General features: G+C 72.6%; 10 protein-coding genes and 2 pseudogenes. 9 read left to right on the top strand and 3 right to left on the bottom strand.

The window, feature by feature from the left end:
• The first annotated feature begins 37 nt into the window (after positions 1–37).
• Positions 38–352 (top strand): hypothetical protein, encoded by a 315-nt coding sequence (locus WME85_RS44820; protein ID WP_437830373.1) that lies wholly within the window; start codon positions 38–40, stop codon positions 350–352.
• Positions 336–746 carry a type II toxin-antitoxin system VapC family toxin gene (locus WME85_RS44815; RefSeq protein WP_437830372.1) on the top strand — a complete coding sequence of 137 codons (411 nt, stop codon included), beginning with the start codon at positions 336–338 and terminating at the stop codon, positions 744–746. Before WME85_RS44820 ends, WME85_RS44815 begins: the two co-directional genes overlap by 17 nt.
• Before the next feature lie 69 nt (positions 747–815).
• Here WME85_RS44815 and WME85_RS44810 read toward each other — a convergent pair whose 3' ends face one another.
• The gene (locus WME85_RS44810) at positions 816–6176 is read right to left on the bottom strand and encodes a trifunctional serine/threonine-protein kinase/ATP-binding protein/sensor histidine kinase (protein ID WP_437830371.1); all 5361 of its coding nucleotides are present in this window, start codon (positions 6174–6176) and stop codon (positions 816–818) included.
• A 628-nt stretch (positions 6177–6804) separates the two neighbouring features.
• Between WME85_RS44810 and WME85_RS44805 the strand changes: the two genes are divergently transcribed.
• The 5 genes from WME85_RS44805 (at position 6805) to WME85_RS44785 (ending at position 14353) form a co-directional block, all read left to right on the top strand.
• Positions 6805–8094: a PAS domain-containing protein gene (locus WME85_RS44805; RefSeq protein ID WP_437830369.1), complete on the top strand. Its 1290-nt coding sequence runs from the start codon at positions 6805–6807 to the stop codon at positions 8092–8094.
• A 125-nt stretch (positions 8095–8219) separates the two neighbouring features.
• Positions 8220–9338 carry a PEGA domain-containing protein gene (locus WME85_RS44800; RefSeq protein ID WP_437830368.1) on the top strand — a complete coding sequence of 373 codons (1119 nt, stop codon included), beginning with the start codon at positions 8220–8222 and terminating at the stop codon, positions 9336–9338.
• Positions 9339–9361: 23 nt separating this feature from the next.
• Positions 9362–10285, top strand: coding sequence for a formylglycine-generating enzyme family protein (locus WME85_RS44795; RefSeq protein ID WP_437830367.1), 924 nt, complete (start codon positions 9362–9364; stop codon positions 10283–10285).
• A gap of 321 nt (positions 10286–10606) precedes the next feature.
• A complete protein-coding gene (locus WME85_RS44790) occupies positions 10607–10789 on the top strand; it encodes a hypothetical protein (RefSeq protein ID WP_437830366.1) in 183 nt (60 codons plus the stop codon).
• A gap of 318 nt (positions 10790–11107) precedes the next feature.
• The gene (locus tag WME85_RS44785; RefSeq protein ID WP_437830365.1) at positions 11108–14353 is read left to right on the top strand and encodes an FG-GAP-like repeat-containing protein; all 3246 of its coding nucleotides are present in this window, start codon (positions 11108–11110) and stop codon (positions 14351–14353) included.
• Positions 14354–14429: 76 nt separating this feature from the next.
• Here the strand turns inward: WME85_RS44785 and WME85_RS44780 are convergent.
• Both WME85_RS44780 and WME85_RS44775 read right to left on the bottom strand, forming a co-directional pair.
• Positions 14430–14615, bottom strand: a pseudogene (locus WME85_RS44780) (phosphoenolpyruvate carboxykinase domain-containing protein); the annotation flags it as partial.
• Between the two features lie 126 nt (positions 14616–14741).
• A pseudogene (locus tag WME85_RS44775) lies at positions 14742–15050 on the bottom strand (alpha/beta fold hydrolase); the annotation flags it as partial.
• Positions 15051–15312: 262 nt separating this feature from the next.
• On the opposite strand from WME85_RS44775, the gene WME85_RS44770 reads away from it, so the two are divergent.
• Complete coding sequence (locus tag WME85_RS44770) at positions 15313–15948, top strand: hypothetical protein (protein ID WP_437830364.1); 636 nt, start codon at positions 15313–15315, stop codon at positions 15946–15948.
• 263 nt (positions 15949–16211) lie between these two features.
• On the top strand, positions 16212–21806 hold the full coding sequence (locus WME85_RS44765) for a hypothetical protein (RefSeq protein WP_437830363.1): 5595 nt from the start codon (positions 16212–16214) through the stop codon (positions 21804–21806).
• The last annotated feature ends 89 nt before the right edge of the window (positions 21807–21895 follow it).

Here is a 21895-nt window from a genome sequence, read left to right as displayed (position 1 = left end):
GTCGGGCACGAGCCGAGCAAAGCGAACGAGGGGCCGTATGAGCGTCGACGACGTGTACGAACAGCATGTGCGCGGGCTGCCGCTGGCCGATCGCCTCCGCCTGGCCGAGCGCATCGTGGCTCAAGCGGCGGCGGAGGCGCAGGGGAGCAGCCGCGCGGCCGGTGCCAGCGCAGGAGCCGAGGCGCTCGGTAGCACGCTCGGTAGCAGGCTGCGCGCCATCCGGGCGCGCATCGAGCGCTCGGGGGAGCCACTGCTCGACGAGGCTGGTTTGCGCCAGGAGCTGGCCGGTCGCCGGGGCGGCGCCGCGGCGCTGGAGCTGGAGGGCGATGAGGGCGATGCGCACCTTCGTTGATGCGGGGGTCTTGATCGTCGCGGCGCGAGGTACTGGCGAGCACGCAGAGCGCGCTCTCTCCGTTCTCGAGGATCCGAGGCGAGAGTTCGTCGCCAGTGTGCTGTTAAAGCTCGAGGTGCTGCCGAAGCCGCTCTACTTCCGCCGCACGGAAGAGGTCGAGTTCTACGAGACATTCTTCTCGGCGGTATGCGCCTGGACGCCGCTCTCCGCTGAGCTTTCGGAGCAGGCGTTCGCTCTGGCCTCGCGGCATGGCCTTGCTGGTATGGATGCATTGCATGTCGCGGCGGCGCTCTCGCTCGGTGCGGACGAGATGATCACAACCGAGCGCAAAACCAGCCCGCTATTCCGCGTGCGCAGCCTGGCTATCTCCAGCATTTTCGCAGAGCAATCCTGACCGTCGGGAGGTCGTCGAGGGCGCGCCCGGGCGTTCACCCTGCACCTCGCGCCACGGGCGCGGGCGGCGTCATTGCGTGAGCTCGCTCGCGCGACCCCTGGTCTCCGCCCCCCTGGCCGCATCGCCCCCCGAGCTCGCGACCGGGATCTCCAGCGTCGCCGTCGCTCCCTTGCCAGGCCCGTCGCTCTTCAGCGTGAGCGAGCCCCCGAGCACCCTGGCGGCCAGCGCGCTGGAGTGCAGCCCGAAGCCGTGCCCGCCCTCGCGCGTGGTGTAGCCGTGCGAGAAGAGCCGGGGCAGCACCTCCGGCGCGATCCCCACGCCGCTGTCCACCACCTGGATGCGCGCCACCTGCCCGTCGCGCCGGAGCCGCACGACGAGGCGCCGATCGCCCTCGGGGACCCCGGCCACCGCGTCCGTCGCGTTCGCGAGCAGGTTGACGAGGATCTGCAGCACCTTGTGCTTGTCCAGCTGCAGCGCCGGCAGCGCGTCGAGCTCCCGCGCCACCGAGACGCGGTGGCGCCGGAGCGCCGCCTCCTGGATGCGCAGCGCGTTCTCGATGACCTCGCCGAGGCAGCACTCCTCGGCGAACAGCGTGCTCTTCGCGTAGAGCTGCTGCACCTGGATGATCGTGCGGATGTGCTCGATGTGCTGCTGCGTGTACTTCAGGCTGCCGAGCAGCGACTCCTGCTGCCCGGCGAGCTCGCTCGCGAGCGCGGTGAGGTACTCGGTCAGCCGGCTCCCCCGCGGGTCCTTCGTCAGGAAGTGGGCGAGATCTCCGCGGTTGTCCTGGAGCATCGCCGCGATCTGCCTCAGCCGGCCGACGCGTGAGCCGGCCAGCGACTCCTGCATCATCTGCGCGTCCGCGGTGATGCTCGTAAGGACGTTCCCCACGTTGTGCAGCACGTTCGAGGCGATCTCGGCCATGCCTGCCCCGCGCGCGGACTCCGCGATCTGGGACTGCGCTTGCTTGAGCTCCCGCGTCCGCTCCTCCACGCGCTTCTCGAGCTCGTCGTTGGCCTGGCGCAAGGCCGCCTCGGCCCGCTGGACCTCCGCGTAAAGCCGCGCGTTCTCGATCGAGATCGCCGCCTGGGAGGCGATGTGCTCGAGCAGCGCGATGCGGTCCGGCGTGAACGCCTGCGAGGCGAGCCCGTTCTCCAGGTACAGCACCCCGTGGAACTCCCCCTTGCGCATGAGCGGTAAACACAGCACCGACTTCGCCCTGCCGCTCGCGAGGTAGGCGTCCGACGAGAACGGGTGAGGCCCGAGCGCGTCGCCGATGAGCACGTGCTCGTGCGTGCGCCTGACATACGCGACGATGCTCCAGGGCAGCGCCTGGCCGTCGTCGCCCGGGGCGACGACGACGCCGCCCCGCTCTCGCCCGGCGTCGGCGACGGCCTCGACCGCGAGCCGATCGCCCTTCGGCAGCAGCAGGGCGCCGCGCTGCGCCCCCGCGTTCTCGATGGCGACCTGCATCAGCGTGCTCACCAGCCGCTCGATCACGATCTCGCCGGAGACGGCCTGCTGCGCCTTCACCAGCGCGAGCGCGTCGATGTGCGTCACGATCGTATCGCACGTGGCGGTCGCCGGCCGAGCGGCCACGGGAGAGGCGAGCTGAGGCCACTGGGCCTCGAGGTGCCTGACCTTGCCGTCGGCCCCCCACTGCCGGTAGGCGTCCTGCGCCTCGCGCGCGTACGCCGCGGCGATGAAGGGCAGCTTTCGCTCGCGCCAGAAGCGCGCCGCGAGCTCGTTGGCCAGGCCGACGTTCTGGACGAAGCTGTGCTCGCGCGCCGACTGGATCGCCTCCTCGTAAAGGTGCATCGCCTCGTCCTGCCTGCCGCCGACGCGCGCGAGCTCCGCGGAGATGAGCCGCTCGGGCGCGCGGAAATTCTCCGGACAGTGGCTCGCCCACTCCTCGAGCTGCCGCTGGCTCTGCCGCATCGCCTCGAGGTGCTCTCTCTGCTCCTCCGGCGTCGCGTCATGAAAGCAGGCGGCGAGGGTCAGGGAACGATAGAGGTGGAAATCGAGGAGCTGAATGTGGCTGGTAGAGGCCCAGAGCAGCTCCCCGGCCCTCGGCGCGACGCGCCCCGCCTCCTCATAAGCGCCCGCCATGTACCTGGATTGCATCTTGAGGATCCAGTACCAGCACCGCATGGTGCTCATGCGGTCCGGCGTCAGCGCCGCCTCGAACGCGGCCTCGTCGAAGCCGTCGCCGTCCATCGTCTCGAACGATCGCGTGAGCCCGCGCATCTGCTGCACGAACCGCTGCGCAGGGAGCGTGATGTCCTGCACGTCCCGGAACCCCGCATTGCGCTGGAAGTCCAGGCGGGCCACCGATTCGCGGTACACATCGGCCAGGTCGTGCCCGAGGCTGATGCGGTCCGTGACGATGTGGTTGCAGCAGTAGCAGGCGACCTGGAAATCACCGGACAGGACCGCGTGGTGGAAGGCGCTCCGCGCGAGGTCGAGCGAGATGGAGATGGGCCGAGTCCAGTAATTGATGATCTCCATGGTGTAGAGCACCTTGCCCCGGCACGCGGCGTAGTTGTGTCGCTCGACCAGGTCGCAGGCGAGCTTGCCGAAGGCGTAGCCCAGCTGGTACTTGCGGAAGGCGGCGCCGGCCATGACGCCGTACCAGGCGTATCCCGGCGCGGCAGCTTCGGTGTTCCCGTGGCGGAGGGAGAGAGAGACCATCCGGCAGAGGTGGAGCACGAGCAGGTTGCCGTCCGTGAAGAACGCCGGCGCGAACAGCGCCGCGAGCAGGTCCATCGCCGCCTTCACGTCGGTGTCGGCCGCGAGCGGCAGCTCGACGAGGCTGTCGATGGCGCGGTCGCCGAGGAGCGCTGTCACCTCCTCGTTGGCCGCCGCGACTTCGTCCCACGAGGGGCGGGGCGGCATGTGCATGCCAAAGAGATCCAGCCCCGCCAGGATGCTCGCGACGGCCGCCTCGTTCTCGCTGGAGGCGACGTGGAGGTCGCTCTTCAGCCGATGGACCGTCGCCTTGTCGACGCGCGTGCGCGCCCGGTCGAGGAGCTCGTCGGCCAGCCGGCGCGCCTCGGCGGCGTGGCCGAGCATGAACTCGCTGCTCGCGCGGTCGAGGCGCAGCTTGAAGGCGAGCTCGTGGTCGGTCTCCCACGGATCGCCGGGGATGAGCGCGAAGGCCGCGGTGAGGTACGAGATCGCCGACCGGTGCGCGGCGGACGCCTTGGCCTTCCAGCCGGCCTCGGCGTTCAGGCGCGCCGCGCGGTGGCGCTCGGCGCCGTCCTCCATCAGGTCGGCCGCGGCGTTGAGCTGGTTCACCACGTCGAACAGCCGCTCCCGGACCTCCTCCGGCGCCAGGCTCCCGAGCAGCAGGCGGCCGATGCGCAGGTGCACGGCCTTGCGCTCGTCCGCCGGAGTGAGGACGTAAGCCGCCTGATGGATGCGGTCGTGGAGGAACCGGTACTGGTCCGCCGCGCCGCGCACCAGCATCCCTTCCTGGAGCGCGGGATCGAGGTGCCGCTCCACCTCGCCCGTGTCCTGGCCGGAGATGATGGCCAGCGTCTTCAGCGAGAACGTGTTGGCCACGCACGCCGCGAGCCGCAGGAGGTGCTGTGTCTCGACCGGCAAGAGGCGCAGCCTCCCCGCCATGAAGTCGACGACGTTATCGGAGTAGTCCTTCGCCCTCACGCCCTCTGCGTCCCACCGCCAGCCCCCGTCGGGCACGCGGCAGAGGAGCCCGTCCCGGTTGAGCGTCGGCAGCATCTGGACGAGGAAGAACGGGTTGCCGCCGGTCTTCTCGTGGACGAGCGCCGAGAGGGGCGCGACGACGTCCGCGCCCGCGCCCGGGAGCGCGTCGGCGACGAGCTCGCGCGTCTGCTCGGCGCTGAGCGGGCCGAGCTGCACCTCGCTCACCCGCGCGCCCGCCTTGCGCAGCTCGTCGAGCGCGAGCAGGAGCGGGTGGGAGGGCCCGACCTCGTTGTCGCGGTAGGCGCCGATCAGCAGCACCGGCGGGATGTCCGGGTGTGTGGTGAGGTGCTGGATCAGCTTGAGGCTGGCCAGGTCGGCCCACTGCAGGTCGTCGAGGAAGATGGCGAGCGGCTGCTCGGACGTGGCGAGGACGCTGAGGAACTGCTGGAACACGAGGTTGAAGCGGTTCTGGGCCTCGGCGGCCGGCAGCTCCTGGACCTTCGGCTGCTCGCCCACGACGAGCTCGAGCTGCGGCACCAGGTCCACCATCACCTGTCCGTTGTCGCCCCACGCCTCCCGCAGGCGCTGGCGGAAGCTCCCGAGCCTCTCGTCGGTCTCCGCCAGGAGGTGCTGCACGAGCTCGCGGATGGCCTGCGCCATCGTCGCGTAGGGCACGTCTCGCTGGAACTGATCGAACTTGCCGCTCAGGAAGAACCCGCGCCGCGCCAGGACCGGCCGGTGCAGCTCGTGGACGACCGAGGACTTCCCGATCCCCGAGTAGCCGCTGACGAGCAGGAGCTCCGGCCGCCCGCCGCGCGCGGTGCGGCCCCACGCCTCCACCAGGGTGGCGACCGTCGCCTCGCGCCCGTAGAGCCGCTGCGGCATCTGGAGGTGGGTGGAGACGTCGCGCGCGCCGGGCTGGAAATCCTCGATGCTGCCGCGGCGCAGGCCCTCCCGGCACCGCTCGAGGTCGGCCTTCAGGCCCTCGGCGCTCTGGTAGCGCTCGTCGGCGGTCTTGGCGAGGAGCTTCATCACGATGGCGGAGAGCGCGGGCGCGAGCCCGGGGACGAGCTCGTGCGGGAGCCCGGGGACGCGGGCCATGTGGGCGTGGAACCACTCGAGCGCGTCGTCCCCCTGGAACGGCAAGGTGCCAGTCAGGAGCTCGTAGAGCGTGACGCCCAGCGAGTAGAGGTCCGTGCGGTGGTCGATCGCGCGGTTCATGCGCCCGGTCTGCTCGGGTGACATGTACGCCGGCGTGCCCTCGATGAGGTTGGCCGGCATCGCGTCCACGTGCTCCACCTTCTGGGACGCGGCGATGCGGAAATCGATGATCCACGGCTCGCCCGACGGCGCGACGACGATGTTGCCTGGCTTGATGTCCTTGTGGATCACGCCGTGATAATGAATCTGCGCCAGCGTCGCGGTGAGCGGGATGGCCAGGTCGAGCAGCCGGCCGACGTCGAGCGGCTCGCCCGTGAGCTCTTGCAGGGGCTGCCCTTCCACCACGCGCGTGAGGACGAGCGCCGGACGCTCCTGCGAGAGCTCGCACGCGAGCGCGCCGATGACGCCGCGCACGCCCTGGAGTCGCCGCAACGTGCCGTGTTCCCGGCGGTAGCGCTCGCGCTCGCGCGGCCCGGGGCGCGGCGCCGCCGGCGTCTTGACGAGCACGGGGAGCCGGTCCCCGTCGCGCACGGCCTCGTACACCACGTCGGCGTCTGTCGCCCTGATGACGTCGAGAAGCGTGTATCCGTGAACCTCGAGCATGGCGGTGGCCTCGTCCCTGTCGGCTGGGTCACGTTCTGCGGATCGGCGCGTCGCCGCTCCGGTCGAGCAGCCTTTGCACCCGGTCGAGCGGATGACGCGCGCGCCGGCAGTTTCAGCGCTCTGCCGCGACGCGCAGCCTCGAGGATCATTGGAGCTACTTCGTCGATGCCTTGCAACAGCAAACCGCTCATCGCGCTCGCGAGTGCGATGAGGGGACGCGTCGCTCCTCGAGGTCGACGGGTCGATCGACGTCGCACGCCGCACGCCGCACGCCGCACGCCGCGCGCCGCGCGCCGCACGCCGCGCGGAGCGCCGGGAGCGCTGGAGACGGTCGCGTGGTGTGCTCGCGTACCGATTCTGCCGCTGCGCAATCGGCGTGCCGCGGGGTGGGCGCTTTCCTTGCACGGCGTCGGGTGTGCTCGCGTAGCTTTCTTCGCGCGAAGCGCGCAGGCATACTGCGGGCTGAGCTGTAGCGCTCCGCTCCGCCGCGCTGGCGAGCTGCCAGCCGTCATGTCGACATCGGTCTTCATGTGCTCGCATGGGTGCGACGGTGGGAGCCATCCACGATGGGAGATCGCTGAACACAGAGGTCGATGATGTGTGGTCGCTCTCAGGAGGCCCCGAGCCAATGGACGGAGTGAGCGCGAAGAACAGGAGAGTCCTCATCGTCGACGACACCGAGAGCATCCACAGGACGTTCCGGGACGTCCTCGCCCCTGCCGTGAGCGCCGCCGAGCTCGACACGCTGGATGCGTTGATCTTCGGGGGCGGGGACGGCGGGGCGGCTCGCGGGCCGAGCTTCGAGCTGACGTCGGCCTATCAGGGCGAGCAGGCGCTGGCGGCGGTCCGCCGGTCCTTGCAGGCCGGCGCCCCCTTCGCGGTGGCGTTCGTGGACGTCCGCATGCCGCCGGGGTGGGATGGGGTCGAGACGCTCTCTCGCCTGTGGGCGGAGGACCCGCTCCTTCAGGCCGTCCTCTGCACGGCTTACTCGGACTGCTCCTGGGATGACGTGATGGAGCGGTTCGGGCAGACCGATCGCCTGCTCATCCTCAAGAAGCCGTTCGATGTCGTCGAGGTCCGGCAGATCGCCTGTGCGCTCACGGAGAAGTGGAGCCGGGAGCGCGAGCTCGTCGACGCGGTCGCCCGGATGCTGGCGCAGGAGGAGAAGCACCGCCGGCTGATCACGTCATTGCCGGACATGGTCCTGCGCGTGGACAGGGAGGGCAGGTGCCTCGAGGTCAAGCCGCCGCGCGGGCTCGCCCCGGCCGTCCAGCCGGGGTTCTCGCGGGGCGGCCCGGTCGGCGACGCCCTGCCGGACGACGTCGCGCGGCGCTTGCTGCGCGAGCTCGAGCGGGCCCTCGCCGACGACGCGACGCAGGTCTTCGAGTACGGGCAGCAGGTGGGCGGCGAGCTGCGCCATTACGAGGCGCGGATCGTCGGCCTGGACGCGGCGGAGGCGCTGGTGCTGCTCCGCGACATCACCGAGCGCCGGCGCGCCGAGGAGGCGGCGGCCGCGCAGCGGGAGCAGCAGGAGATCATCCGGGAGCAGGCCCGGGCGCTCGAGGCGCTGTCGATGCCGCTCATCCCGATCACCGAGGACATCACCGTGATGCCGCTCATCGGGCACATGGATCGGCGCCGGATGCAGCAGGTACAGGCCACGCTGGCCGAGGGCATCTCCGCCCGGAAGACCCGTGTCACGATCGTCGACTTCACGGGCGTGCCGAGCCTCGGCCCGGACGTGGGCGACGAGATCGTCAAGGTGGCGCAGGCGGCGCGGCTGCTCGGCACCGCCGTCGTCCTGACCGGGATCGGCCCCCGCATCGCGCACGAGCTCACGCGCGTGGGGCGCGATCTGAGCGGCGTGACGACGCGGCTGACGCTGCAGAGCGGGGTCGCCTTCGCCATGGCGCGCTGAGCTGCTGACGTGGCGCCGCGGCGCCGCGACGCCGCGGGGCTGCGGTAGTCCGCTGGTCGTCCGCCTGTTTTTGTGTAGAGTTCCCCCGCGCGCCCCCCGCGGCTCGCCGCACCGGAACGAGCACCATGGCGGACACGGCGGACATGACAACGAGCTTGCCAGGCGAGCACCTCCTCTCGGTGCACAGCACCCATCGCGCCGGCGCGCGCCGCGGCGCTGGTCTCGCGCCGCGCCTGCGCGCTTTCGCCGGGCTCGCGTTCGCCGCGGCGGTCGCTCTCGGCGGCTCGGCGGCGCGCGCGCAGCAGCAGCCACCGCGTGATCCGGTGGCTGCTGAGGCGCTCTTCAAGTCCGCGCGCGCGCTCGTCGACAAGGGCGATTATGCGGCGGGGTGCCCGAAGTTCGAGGCGAGCCTGGAGCTCAACCCCTCCGCGAGCACGATGATCAACATCGCGCGGTGCCACGAGCGCGAGGGCAAGGTGGCGACGGCCTGGCACGATTACAATCGCGCCATCGTCCTGAACCGCGAGACGGCGGGGGAGCAGCGGCGGCGAGGGCTCGAGGAGATCGCGAAGAAGGGGATCGCGGACCTCGACGCGCGCGTGCCGAAGCTCCGCGTCGTGGTGAAGAGCGCGCCCTCCGGCGTCGAGGTGCAGCGCGACGGCACGCCGGTCCCGGCGGCCGCGCTGGGCGAGCCGCTGCCGGTCGATCCGGGCCCTCACGACGTCCGCGCGAGCGCCCCCGGGCACGAGACGGAGACCCGCTCGGTCACGCTGCGGGAGGGCGAGTCGGTGACGGTCGAGCTCACGCTGCGGCCGGTGGCTGGGCCTGTCGCGGCGACCGGGCCCACGGCGGCGACGGGGCCTGACAAGCCGAAGGAGGCGCCGGGCGGGGGCGTGCCGACCTGGGCCTGGGTCTCGGGGGCCGCGGGGCTCGCGCTCGCCGGCGCGTCGGTCGGGTTCTTGATCGACGACCTCTCCGCGATCGGCGCATTGCGAGACAACTGCCGCGAGGTGACGGGCGGGACGTACTGCAACCCCGGCTATGACTTCGCCGCCGACAACGCGCGCAAGAACCTCGATTTCGGCCTCTTCGTGGGCCTCGGCGGCGCCGGGCTCGTCGCGCTCGGGGCGGCGGCGTACGGGATCGCGGGATCGGGCGGCGAGAAGGCGCCGGCGCCGGCGGCCGTCGCGCTGCCCTGGGTCGCGCCTTCCGGCGCTGGCGCCAGCCTCTTCGGGAGCTTCTGATGCGCACAGGTGAGGGCGTGCGAATGCATTGGTCCAGACCTCTCGTCGGGCTCGCGATCTCGCTCGTCGCCGGGAGCGCGTGCGTCCCTGACGTGGAGCCCGACGTGTTCGTCCTGCCGCGCTGCGACCAGGTCGCGCCCGCGTGCGGGCCGGAGGCGGAAGAGAGCTGCTGCGCCGAGAGCAACGTGGTGGGCGGCACGTTCAACCGCCTGAACGACGCGGCGTTTCCGGCCACCGTCGCCGATTTTCGTCTCGATCGTTTCGAGGTGACGGTGGGTCGATTCCGGCAGTTCGTCGCAGGGTATCCGGCGACCAGGCCGAAGGCGGGCGCGGGCGCGCACCCGCTCGCCAAGGACGGCGGGTGGGACCCGGCATGGGACTCGAGCTTGCCTGAGGGGCAGGAGGAGCTGCGCGCCTCGCTGGAGTGCGACGCCAATTTCCGGACGTGGACCGACGAGCCTGCCGGAAACGAAGCGGTGCCGATCAACTGCGCGAGCTGGTATCTCGCGTTCGCCTTCTGTGCCTGGGACGAGGGCCGGCTGCCCACGGAGGCCGAGTGGAACTATGCGGCCGCGGGCGGGAACGAGCACCGAGAGTATCCGTGGGGAGCGGCGGCCCCGAGCCAGGACCTGGCCGTGTTCGAGTGCGAGACGACGACCACGGTGTGCCCGGTCCCGCGCGTCGGGTCGAAGTCCCCGGCGGGGGACAGCAAGTATGGGCAAGCCGACATGGCGGGCAGCTTGTTCGAGTGGGTGCTCGACTATCACGTCGGGCTCTCGGGGAACTGCGACAACTGCGCTGCCCTGGAGGACGGGGACCTCGGGAGGGATGCCCGCGGCGGGGCCTTCTCCCACGGGGCAGAGACGCTGAGCACGGCGTTTCGGGTCGGCGAGCTGCCCGAGAGGCGGCTTTCCTTTTACGGGTTTCGCTGCGCGCGCGACGAGTAGGGGGGTGGAGTCGGCCCGGTGCGGCCGGGCTGTGCGCGACACGCTCCTTGTGGCTCGGCGCCTTCAGGGAGCGTATCATCGCTCCTGTCCGTGCCTGGCTCGATCGCTGACGACCGGGAGGCACCCGGCGCTCGTTGCGCCGATGTGGAGCGTCGGTTCTCGCGGGATCTTGGAGGACGAGACGGAGGATCGCACCCGTTCGGAAGTCGAACCGGTGGCTCTGGACCGTTTGCGGTGCCGGGAGGTGGTCGAACCGGTGGCTCTGGACCGTTTGCGGTGCCGGGAGGTGGTCGAACCGGTCCCTCGGAACCATTTCCGGTTGTGCTGCACTTTGCCCCGAAGTACAGCACTCGCTATTACCGCGCCCTCCCGGAAGTGGAGTTCGTCCCGATCTCGATCCATGTTCGTGATGACTATCTCCTGAGTGGTCCGTGCCCCGCCATCATGGAGTCGGCGCGGACCAGTGAAAGGAAGCCGGCGTGGATGCAGCAGCTCCACCGGTAGCGGCGGCGGCGGCAGCTCCAGCAGCAGCAGCTCCACCGGCAGCGGCGGCGGCAGCTCCAGCAGCAGCAGCTCCACCGGCGGCGGCGGCGACGCTTGTGGCCCCCGCTCATCCATGTATCCTCTTTCTGTAGTCGACCATAGCGTGCCCGAGTGCGGCCTTGTCGCGGCCGCTGGGCGGGCACAGAAGGGTAGGCAAGGATGCGCCGCAAATGGATGGGACTCTGCGCGCCGTTGTGTGTGACGTTAGCCGTTGCAGCTTGCAGCTCGGATGATTTTCCGGCGGGGGTCGAGGCGCCTCGGGGGCAGGATGGCCGAGGGATGCAGCCTGCGACGGGATCGGATCGGATGCCTTCGGATCTGCGCGCGGCGTACATCGCTGCGGTTCAGCGGGATGCTCCGCCGGAATACCACATCGTCAGGGGAGGCGCGCTCGAGGCGCCGAACCAGGCCCAAAGGTTTCTATCGGAGTTCACGAACACGGGCGTCCGCGTCGCCCCGCAGCAAGGTGCGGGCGCGTGGAGCTTCCAAATGTCAGCTTCACGTTACGGATGCTCCGATGTTCTGACGCAGCTTCCGGTGGCCGAACCCGATGCTCGACAAAACCGAGTCGAATATCGTCGTGAGGGAACGGCCTCGAGCGCCCCGGTCGTTGAATGGTATCACAATGGATCGCTCGGGCTCGAGCAAGGTTTCACCTTGGCGTCAGCGCCAGGCTGCCGCCAAAACGGCGGAGGCGAAGTCACCATCGAGATCGCCGTCGGAGGCAATCTATCCGCCGAGCTCGTGAAGGAAGGGACCGAGGTCCATCTGCGCGACGAGACGGGCCATGTCGCGCTCCGGTACACGGATCTCCACGTGAGCGACGCATCGGGCAAGGTGCTCCCTGCGCGCCTCGACACGGGGCCTTCTACCATCACCATCCGCGTGGACGATACCGCCGCTGCGTATCCGATCGTCGTCGATCCGCTGGTATGGGTCGAGCAATCCACCCTGCTGGCGAGCGACGGCATGATGTACGATGCGCTCGGCTACTCGGTGGCGATCGACGGCACGACGGCGCTCGTGGGCGCCATCGGAGGCGACGGCATCGGAGTAAACAGGGGCGCGGCCTATGTGTTCGAGAAAGTCGGCGGCACATGGACGCAGACAGCGAAGCTTTGGGGGAGTGATAGTACAACCCAGGCACAGTTCGGCTGGTCGGTTGGGCTCCGCGGGGACACGGCGCTCATCGGAGCTCGGTACGACAGGCCGCTTGGAATTTCCGTCGGAGCCGCCTACATTTTCGTGCGGAGCGGGGGAACATGGACGCAGGAAATGAAGTTCCAGCCGGTCAACCTGTCTTCAGCCGAGAATTTCGGCTATGCGGTGGCGCTGCCCTCGGCGGACAGGGCGATCGTGGGTGCCCCTGACGCGGATGCGAACAAGGGCGCGGTTTACGTTTTCGCCAAGAGCGGCGGGGTATGGACGCAGGAAGCGAGGTTGTCCGCGAGCGACCCCGGCACCCATGACCGTTTCGGTCATGACCTCGCAGCGGACGGGGACACGATCGCCGTCGCCGCCCCCACGGCCCAAGACTACGGCTATATTCACGGAAAGGCTTATATCTTCGACAAGGTTGGCGGCGTGTGGACGGAAACCAAGAAGCTTCTGCCCGCCGATCTGACCCAAACATCCCATTTTGGCACTGGGATTGCCATGTCCGGCGATACGGTGGCGGTCGGGGCAAGCGCGGATCAAACGCTCGGCTATGCTTCCGGCGCAGTCTACGTCTTCGATCGCAATGGCGGCGCGTGGCCGCAGACTGGCAAGCTGCTTCCCTGGGATACGGCATGGGTCACCAATAACTATTTCGGTACCGCGGTTTCGATGCTCGGGGATACGCTGCTGGTAGGGGCCTACAACAATTCGCAGCAAGCCGCGGGCGCAGGTGCGGCATACGTCTTCGACAAGGTCGGTGGTGCATGGACGCCGAGGCAGAAGCTCCTCCCATCTGCGGGAGAAGCGAACCGCATGTTCGGTTTTTCGGTCGCCATGAGCACGAACACCATGGTCATCGGCGCGCATGGCGATGGCCCTTCAGGGCATGCGCCCGGCCGAGCTCACATATTCGAATCGCAGTTCGCTTTCGCGGACGGCGATGCCTGCGCGCAGAGCGCAGAGTGCGCCAGCGGTTATTGCGTCGACGGCGTCTGCTGCAACAGCGCATGTGGCGGAAACGTCGCCGGCGATTGCCAGGCATGCAGCGTCGCGGCCGGCGCGTCGGAGAGTGGCGTCTGCGCGATCTTCTCCGCCGGGACGCTCTGCCGGGTGGCGACCGACGTATGCGACGTGGCGGAGACCTGCAGCGGGGTCAGCACAGCCTGTCCAGCCAATGGCTGGGCCTCTGCCGGCACGGTCTGCAACACCTCTGCCAATTCGTGTGATGCCGCGGAGACGTGCACGGGCTCGTCGGCCTTGTGCCCACGGGATCTCGGTCCAGTCTTCACCTGCGCTACGCCGTGCGCGGCGCCGAGCTTCGGGTCGGCGACCACCATCTCGACCGGCGCTCATAGCCCGCAGGCGGTCCGATTGGGCGATTTCGACGGTGACGGGGACGTGGACATCGTCACCGCCAATTACAGTGGCAACTACCTCAAGATCTTCCTCGGCAACGGCAGCGGCAATTTCACGGCTTCTAGCACGATTACCGTCACAGGCGCTCCCCGCGAAGTGGTCGTCGCCGATTTCAACGACGATGGCAAGCTCGACCTCGCGACGGCCAACTACGACGGGAACAACGCCGCGGTCCTCCTCGGCAACGGGAACGGCACCTTCGGCGCCCCGACGTATCATGCCGCGAGCGTGAACCCTGCGGACATCGTAGCGGCGGACTTCGACGAGGATGGTCACCTCGACCTCATTACAGCGAACCGAGGGGACAGCAATGCCACCGTCTTTTTCGGCACGGGAACAGGGAGTTTCCCCAGCTCCTCGACCTTCGCGACCGGTGGACTGCCGCGGAGCGTGGCGGCTCGAGACTTCAACGGCGACGGTCGAATCGACGCGGCCACGGCAAATACCTACTCGAGCAACCTCACGATCTTCCAGGGCTCGGGCACGGGAAGCCTGTCGTCCAAGCAGACGATTGCGGTGGGCGCGAACCCGAGGAGCGTCGCGGTACACGATTTCAACAGCGACGGGAGGGTGGACATCGCCACGGCCATCGACAAACAAAATGTCGTCAAGGTGATGTTGGGTAATGGCGATGGCACCTTTGGGTCATCGACGTCGTTTGCGACGGGCACGGCGCCCTACTTCGTGACGCCGGGTGACTACAACGGTGATGGGGTAACGGATTTCGCGATAGCGAACGAGAAGTCGAACGACGTCTCGATCCTGCTCGGGAACGGTGACGGCACCTTTGGCGCGGCCACGAATTTCGCTGTCGGTGCGGCGCCGCATTCCCTCCGAGCGGCGGATTTTGATGGTGATTCGGATCTCGACCTCGTTGTCGCGAACAGCTCTGGCAAGAGCATTTCGGTCTTGCTCAATACCTGTAGCTGCTCTCTCGCCTGCGTGCCCTGAACGATTTGCGCCCCTGCCCTGCCCGCGATTATCGCGACGTAGCACCAAGCGGAAGGCATCCTACCGTATAGCTGTACCCTACTGAGCTCGGGAACGCCGCGGCGACATACGTCTTCTCGACCTTCGGCGACTCGACGCCCAGGATCAGCATGTGCTCGGCCAGCCACCCCTGCTCCCGGCCGAGCACCGAGGCGATGCGCAGCGCGAAGCACTTCTTGCCGAGCAGCGCATTGCCGCCATAGCCGCTCCCGAGCGACCAGACGTGCGGTACGTCGCCGATGCTGTACTCTCCCGCAGGGATCCCGAAATTGTTTCCTTCCGGGAAGACGAGATTGGGCAGCTCCTGGAACGAGATCTGCCCCTCGTCCAAGAGGACCACTCGGTTCTTCACCCGGCGCGGGTAGGCGTCCTGGAACGCGAGGACCTGAAAGGCGCCCACGGAGTGGCCGACGAAGTATGCCCTGCGGATCCGCTCGTAGTCCATGAACTGGCGGATCACCTCGTTCATGAACGGCACCAGGTCGGTGACCACGTCGTGAGCCGACTGACCTTGGTTCAGCGGATCGATGGAAAGGACGCCGTACTTCCTGAACTGTCCCCGAAATAGGCGCCCTCGCGCTCGGTGTACTCCTCGCGCTCCTCCCTCGTGCTCGCGAGCGCGTTGTCCTTCCCCCGGACCGAGATCCTCAGAGCTCATCGCCGCTCCGACCGATCCCGCACAGACCCAGGCCCCCGCACCCGACCCCCGCGAACCCGCCCCCACGCCGGCCACGGCGCCTCCGCCTTCTCCGGCAGCCACGGCTTCTCCGGCAGCCACGGCGCCGGACCTCCCGTCCCCGCGCCCCGACCAGCGCGGGCCCTTCCGCGCCGAGCACGTCCGGCCAGGCGACCCGTGCGAGCTGTCGCATGGGCACCCGGTCTTCTGCCTGCCCAGCGGCGGGCGTGCCTCGGGCGCCCTCTTGCTGGGCGGCGCGGTCGTCGCCTGGGACCCCGCCGTCTCCGAGGCCGGCGCCGGCACCGGGTACCGCCCTGCGCCCGAGGTGCTGCGCGCGCCGCGCGTGGCCGTGGGCAACGTGCCCGATACACCAGGCTGGGTCCCGGGCGCGCCAGCGCTCGCCATCGAGTACGCCGACGCCGACAACGACGAGGCGCGCCTGGCCTGGACGATCGACGATCTCCTCGGCGCAGGGACGCGCTGGGTCTGGGTGGTGCGGCTCGCAGCGCCGCGGCACGTCGAGGTGCACGCGCCCGGCGAGCCGCCGCGGCGCGCTCTCCCGGGAGAGTTGCTGCACGCGCCCGGCGCGCTGCAGAACCCGGTGCAGGTCGAGGCGCTCTACGATCGCGCGGCGGCGCAGCGGGCCATCCTCACCAGCCTGCTGCAGCGCGAAGGGCACTCGAGCCTGGAGTCGCTCCGCGACAGAGGCCTCCGCGAGGGACGCAACGAGGGCCTCCAGCAGGCCGTGCGGGACGTCTGCGACGTGCTCGGCATCGCGCTGTCGACCGACGAGGACGCGTCGCTCCTCGAGCTGGACGGGCCGGCGCTCGCCGCGCTGCTCGAACGGCTGAAGCGCGAGCGGCGCTGGCCGCTCCCGTAGGCCTCGGTGATCCGCCAGTGACGGCTGCGGTGCGCCGTGCTGCCCGAGGCCTCGACGATCCGCCCCTGTGGCGACCGCGGTGCGCCGTGCTGCCGTAGGCCTCTGACGATCCTCCCCTACAGCGGCTGCGGCGCGCCCTGCCCCCGCGAGGGGCGCGGCGCGCCGTCGCCGATCGTGCGCTTGCGCTCGCCACCGGAAATCGGCTAGCCCGATAGCCCACGGCGCACGGGGCGCACGGTGGGCATGGGACAAGGGTAATCGCCGTGGATCTCGACGCCTTCGTCGCATCCGCTGCCCGCCGCGCGCTGCTCGGCGCGGCGCTCGCGCTCGCCCTCGGAGCCGCCCCCGGCCTCCCGGGCGCGCGCGAGGCCGCCGCCGCGACGCCGCTCGCCTGGGTGGCGCCCGACAGCGCGCGGGTCGTCTCGTGGAGCGACGGCCGGCCGCAGGGCGCCTCCGCGCCGGCGGGGACGCGCGCCGCGCCCACCGTAGCCGACCCGACCGCGCCCGTGGCGCTGACCGAGGAGCAGCTGCTCCTCGTGCCCGTGGAGCCCGGCGATCGCCTGGAGGTGCGCGGCGAGGTCGCGGGCATCGGCCTCGGCTCCGGCGTGGGCGACGCGCCCGACGTGATCACCTGGATGCCGCTGCCCCCTCTCGAGGCGGGCGCGCGCGACGTCGCGGTGCCGGCGTGGTCCAGCGCGCGCTTCCTCGCCGTGCGCGCGGCCGTCCCGCGCGGCGCCGAGCGCGCGCCGGTCGCCGTGCGCGTCGCCGTGCGGGAGAGCGCGCCGCTCGCCTGGTACCGCCTCGACGAGGACGTCGCGGCGTGGCTCGGCGGCCGCGCGCCTGCGCCCGCCACCGCGCCGGGCGAGGCGGGCGCGCTGCTCCGGTGGGTCGACGCAGCGCGCGCGGCGCTCTCCGCGCCGGGCGGCGCGGGCGCGGCCTCCACCCGGGGCAACGCGGGCGCGCCGTCCGCGCGGGGCAGCGCGGGCGCGCCGTCCGCGCAGGGCAGCGCGGGCGCTCCCCCCGCGCCGGCCGCCGCGCGTCTCGAGCCCGCCGCGGCCGCCTGGCTCACCGCGCGGTACCTCGAGGAGTCGCTGCTCCTCCGGCCGCTCGTGGAGCCGTACTTCGTCGCGCGGGATGTCGAGGTGCGCGGCGGCCGCGAGGGGCCCGACCTCCCAGCCGTCGAGCGCGCCACGCCCTGGCGCTCGCTCGGGGCCGGGGCGCGGCTCGCGCTCCGCGCGCCCGGCGCGGACGTGCTGCGCATCGCCCTCCGGCCCCGCGCCTTCGGGGCGACGCGCGTCATCGTCCGTGCAGGCGGCGCCGTCGTCCGGGAGCTCGCCTGGCGCACCGGGCCGCGGCTCGCGGACGCCGCGCGCTGGAGAGAGCCGCGCTGGATCCGCGTGCCGCTGCCCGTCGACTCGCGCGAGGCGACCGTCGACGTGGTCGAAGGAGAGCTCGCCGTCACGGCCAGCGGCTACCGGCAGCGCGCCGGCGTCGCCGAGCTCGTCGCGCCCCAGCGGGACCGCGCCGCGCTGCTCGACCGCGCGGCGCAGCGCGATCGCGCCGGCGCGGGCGACCGCGCGCCGGCCCACGCCGAGGCGCCGCGGCTCCTCGCCGCCGCGGACCGCGCCGCCGCCGCCGAGCCCGCGAGGACGGCGCTAGCCTTCGCCGCGCTTCCGGCGGTGTCGCCGCCGCTCCGGGCGCTCTTCCTCGCGGAGTCGGTGCGGTGGGCGCCGTCCCCGGCCGTGGCGTTCACGCGCGCCGCGCGGGCCTATGCGGCGGCGCAGGGCGGGGCGGGAGCGAGCGCCGCGCCCCTCCAGCGCGCCGCCCTCGCGCGGCTCGCCGCCGCGCACGCGGATCCGGGCGCCGCGACCGCGCCCTGGGCCGCGCCCGGCGGGGCTGCGCCGGCTGCCGCCGCGCCCGGCGGGGCCGCGCCGGCTGGAGCCGCGCCGGCTGGAGCCGCGCCGGCTGGAGCCGCGCCGGCTGGGGCCGCGCCGGCTGGAGCCGCGCCGCCGCGCGATGTCGCCGGCGGCCGCGCGCACCCGGACGACCTCGCGGCGGTCTCCGCCCTGGGCGCGGCCCTGTCGCCGGCGATCGATGGCCGCCGGCCGGTCGGGGCGCCGCTCGCGGAGCGCTACGCGCTTGGCCATGGCGACATCGAGAGCGCGGCGCCCCTCGCGCGGACCGCCTGGGCGCGCGAGGCGCCCTGGGACGCGCTCGAGATCCCCGAGGGGGTGACCGCGTGGAGCTCGATCGCGCCGCCGCGCGACGCGCCTCCCCCCGCCGCGGGCAGCGCCGCCCCGCGCGACGCCGCGGACGCGCTCTGCGAGGTGAACGCCGAGTCCGGGCTCCGCTGGACGCTCCTCGACCAGCCGCGCGCAGAGGTCGCGGTCGAGGCGCCGCCGGGCGCCCACGCGCGCGTGCTCCTCCGCAGCGCCTCGACCGAGGTGGTCCCCGAGTCGTCGGTGCTCATCGACGGCACGCCGGCCGCGGTGCACGGCGGCGCCGGGCTCACGTCGGTGGTCGCCGTGGCGCCCGGCGCGCGCACCTTCGAGCGCCGCGCGGGCGCCCCGCCGGTGCTCGCGCGCATCCCGCGCAGCGGGCGCGCGCCCTGCGCCTCGCTGCGCGAGATCATGCAGTGGGCCTGGGTCGACGGCGCCGTCACCTTCGCGCTCCCGGACCCGGAGCGCGCCACGGTGGCGCGCGTCGTCCTGGCGCCCGCCGCCGTGCTCGGCGAGGCAGAAGGCGCCCCGGAGGCCCCCGGCGGGGCCGCGCGCGCTGCGCGGTCCCCTGGCGCGCCGTCCGCCGCGCGCGTGCTCCGCGTGAGCGCCGGCGCCGCCGTCCACGAGGCCTGGGTGAGCGCGGGCGCCACGGGGACGATCGAGATCCCGGTCCCCGCCGGCGCCCGCGAGCTGCGCGTCGAGACCGCCGCGCCGGCGCTGCTGCGCGCCGCCGTGCGGCTGCACCCCGCTCCGCCCTCCGCGCCGCGGGTCGTCACGCCGGCGCGGCCGCCGTCTGGCGCGCCCGTCGACGGCACGCTCGACCAGATCCGGCGCGCCACGCGCGCCCTCCGCGCCGCGCCCGCGCCCGCCCGCGCGGCGCTCCGCGCGCAGCGCGCCGCCGCGCTCGACTCCCTCGGCTTCCCGGCGCTCGCCGCGCTCGACAGCGCCGCCGACGACGACCCCTGGGACGCCGCGCAGCTTCCCGGCGCGTCGAGCGCGGGCGCGCCGCCGTCGACGGTCTTCTCCCTGCCGCCGGGGAGCCCGCCCGCGGTCCCGCTCGGCCTGCCTGCGCGCGTGCCGCCGCTCCCGCTGCCCGCCGACCGCGCGCCCCTCGCCGACGCGCGCGCGGCCCGCATCGCCGGCGACCCGCGCCGCGGCGTCGCGCTGCTCGCCGGCCCGGCGGCCGACAGCGCGGGCGCGGACGCGCTCCTCCTCGGCCTGCTCGCCGAGCGCTCCGGCGACGTGCGGATCGCCGCCGACGCCTTCACCCGGATCGGGCTCGCCCACCGCTCCGCCGCCGCGCTCGCCCGCGCCGCCAACCTCGCGACCGACGTGGCCGCCGGCGCCGAGAAGCCCGATCGGCTGCTCACCCTGCGCGCTCTCGCGCTGGCCGAGCTCGCCGTGCAGACGGCGGTCCGCGAGGCTGCCGGCGGGGACCAGGGCGCCGCGCCCGCAGCTCCCGCGAGCTCCGCGCCCGCAGCGCCAGGCGCTGCTTCTCCGTCCGGCTCCGGCAGCACGCCAGCGGGGTCAGCTCCCTCCGGCTCCGGCAGCACGCCAGCGGGGTCAGTTCCCTCCGGCAGCACGCCGTCCGGGTCCGTGCAGCCGCTCCAGCTCCCGCCGGCCGCCCTCGCGCGGCTGGCTCCGGTGACTGGCTGGGCCGTGCCGCCGCGCGCTGACGCCACGGCCGGCTCCGCCACGCTCGAGCTCCGGGCCAGGGCCGACCGCGACCTGCCGCTCCGCGTGCGCGTGCGCCGCGCGCTCGTCGACGCCCCGGAGGCGGCGCTCCTCATCACCGACGGCGCGCGCGCCGAGTTCCGGCTCGACCGCGCCGCGCCGGGCGCCATCGTGCTCGACGGCTCCTGCCGGGCGCTCGACCGCGACGAGACGCCCTGCGCGTTCTCCGTCGCGCTCGACGGCGCCCCGGTCGCGTGTACCGCCGCGGCCGCGCCCATGACCGACCGCTGCGTCGTGCAGGTGCCGCGGGGCAGCCACCGCGTCGAGGTGCGGCCGCCGGCGGACCAGAGCGTCCTCGGCTGGATCCGCGCGACGGCGGCCGGCGCGGCGCAGCCCTTCTCGGGCCGCGTCCTCTCGACCTGGCACGACATCGACCCTGCCCGCCCCCTGGAGCTCGCGTTCGCCGGTCCGACCGTGGTGCGCATCCGGGCCCACGCCGCCTACGAGTGCGCCGCGTCCCCTCGCGCGCGCGCCGCGCTCGCGAACGGCGACGATCCCACCTGCCACCCCGAGGTCGCCTCCGCCACGCCCGCCGGCGTGCTGCGCTTCTCGGTGTCGCCGCTCGACGGCGCCCCCGGCGCGGCCAGCCCCGGCGCCGGCGCGGCCAGCCCCGGCGCCGGCGCGGCCAGCCCCGGCGCGCCCGGCGCGGTGGAGGAGGGGACGATCGCCCTCGACGCCACCGAGGACCGCGCCGCGCGCCGCCTCGGCGTCACGCGCGAGCCGTTCTTCTGGCTCGGCGGCGAGGTCGAGGCTCGCGTGGCGGTCCTCCCCGAGGGCCCGCACGTGCTGCGCGTCGCCTCGCCGGGCGGCCGCGCGCTGCTCCGCGTCGAGCTCGCCGTCGCCACCGGCGCGCCCCGCCCGCGCGTGCCGCCGCCCGCGCCGCCGCCGCCCGCGCCCGTGTCGCCCGCGGACGAGCTGCTCCGGCCGGCGCCCCCGGTGGGGGAGGACCCGGACGCGGGGCCGCTCTCGATCGGCGCGTACGCGCGCCTCGTCGACAGCGAGCTCACCGAGGAGGACCTGCGCCTGCCGCTCCGCTTCCTCGAGCTCGGCGTCGACGTGCACCGCGAGCTCATCGAGCGCCGCGCCTGGATCTCGGCCGCCGGCTTTGGCCGGCTCCGCGACGGGCCGGAGAGCTTCGGCGCGGAGGCGCGCTTCGATCTGAGCTCGAGCGGCTGGGTGCCCGGCGCGGCGCTGAGCGGCCGCGTCGTGTTCCAGCCGGGCGCCGGGGACGCGGTGGGCGGCAGGGCGAGCGCGAGCGCTTTCTGGTCGATCCCGCTCGGCGGCGAGCTCACGCTTTCGCCCTGGGCGGGCTTCACGCTGCTCGCGGTCGACGAGTCGCTGCGGGGCGTCCCCGGCGCCGACAAGGACATCTTCACGCCGTACGCCGACGAGCACTGGACGCAGGCCTCGCTCGGCGCGCGCCTGCGGCACCGGCCGTTCGTTGACGCGCTCGTCACGGCGGGCACGTCGCTCCGGCTGAGCCCCGTGCCCTCGACGCTCGACCGCCTCGACGCGACGCTCGACCTCGACCTGATCCCGGGCCGCGGCCTGTGGCCGTGGATCCAGCTCGGCTGGCTCGCGAGCTACCGTCCCGTGAACGAGACGCGCGACGAGGCGTTCCTGCGCGACGCGTTCACCGCGGGCCTCACGTTCTGGAGCTGGCTCTCGCGCGGTCACCGGGTCTCGCTCGGCGCCGAAGGGACGTTCCTCTTCGACATCCCGAGCCCGGCCGAGACCTCTCCGCGCCTGTCGGCACTGCTCTTCGCCCGCTACGACTACACCGCCGGCCGCGGCCTCCGCGACTTCCCGCCGCACGCGACGCCGTTCCGCGACAGGCAAGAGGAGGGGAGCGGGGTCATCGAGCGGGAGCGGCCCGCGGTCGAGCCCTCGTGGGAAGACCCGTAGGGCAGGAGAGCGGCTGGCGCCGGCGCGCTCCGCGGAGGGGACGAGCCAGCGCGCGCGGCGCGCGCGAGACGCCAGGGCAAACAGGCCTT

The organism is Sorangium sp. So ce1153 (assembly GCF_051521595.1).
Taxonomy (GTDB): domain Bacteria; phylum Myxococcota_A; class Polyangia; order Polyangiales; family Polyangiaceae; genus Sorangium.
The sequence above is the reverse complement of the archived record's forward strand: the minus strand, read 5'-3'. Positions and strand labels throughout refer to the sequence as shown.

Coding starts and splice junctions, on each gene's coding strand:
- WME85_RS44820 (WP_437830373.1), top strand. CDS start 38: ATGAGCGTCGACGACGTGTACGAACAGCATGTGCGCGGGCTGCCGCTG.
- WME85_RS44815 (WP_437830372.1), top strand. CDS start 336: ATGCGCACCTTCGTTGATGCGGGGGTCTTGATCGTCGCGGCGCGAGGT.
- WME85_RS44810 (WP_437830371.1), bottom strand. CDS start 6,176: ATGCTCGAGGTTCACGGATACACGCTTCTCGACGTCATCAGGGCGACA.
- WME85_RS44805 (WP_437830369.1), top strand. CDS start 6,805: ATGGACGGAGTGAGCGCGAAGAACAGGAGAGTCCTCATCGTCGACGAC.
- WME85_RS44800 (WP_437830368.1), top strand. CDS start 8,220: ATGGCGGACACGGCGGACATGACAACGAGCTTGCCAGGCGAGCACCTC.
- WME85_RS44795 (WP_437830367.1), top strand. CDS start 9,362: ATGCATTGGTCCAGACCTCTCGTCGGGCTCGCGATCTCGCTCGTCGCC.
- WME85_RS44785 (WP_437830365.1), top strand. CDS start 11,108: ATGCAGCCTGCGACGGGATCGGATCGGATGCCTTCGGATCTGCGCGCG.